The organism is Flavobacterium sp. U410 (assembly GCF_053570605.1).
The window spans coordinates 1-628 of sequence record NZ_JBSEFI010000057.1; the positions used below are offsets into that span (position 1 = coordinate 1).

1 protein-coding gene is annotated in these 628 nt (G+C 31.4%); it reads left to right on the plus strand.

Going from position 1 to position 628, the window contains the following annotated elements; all coding sequences use genetic code 11:
- Positions 1-101 precede the first annotated feature (101 nt).
- Positions 102-628: IS982 family transposase (locus ACUSJC_RS16780; protein ID WP_449270703.1), on the plus strand; the 527-nt coding region annotated here is incomplete at its 3' end.

A 628-nucleotide genomic window follows, 5' to 3' on the forward strand; every position in this document is an offset into this window, starting at 1 on the left:
TAACCCGTTGGGTGAAATTATTTAAGGTAAATTAAAAACGATTAGATATTGGTCAAGACACTGCAAAGCAGTATCTTGAAGTCGCTAAACAACCAATATCGATGTCAAATATAGTTAAAAATTATTTTAAGGTTTTAGAAGTTATAAGTTCTTTGAATTATGATTCAGTATCTAAATCAAGAGTTGGAAGAAGTGGCAAGATGTCTGATTTAGAGATAATAGCACTTAGTCTAACAGCTGAATTCATGTCTATTGATAGTGAGAATTCACTTTTTAAACAGATTAGTTCCGGTATGATTCCTAACTTAATTGAACGTAGTCAATTCAATAAAAGAAGAAGAAAACTGTTTTTGTTTTCTGAAGAAATCAGAACCAAATTAGCCAACCGATTCTTGGAGTTCGAAAACTATTTTATTGTTGACAGTATGCCGTTGGAAATCTGTAAATTTTCTCGTCACAGCAGAATTAAAATCTGTAAAGATGAATTTGAGACAGCTCCTTCTAAAGGTTTTTGTGCTTCACAAAACAGTTGGTTTTATGGTTATAAGCTTCATGGGGTTTGTTCTGTATCAGGAGTTTTTCATTCTTTAGATATTACAAAAGCAGAAGTTCATGATGTTCATTTTTT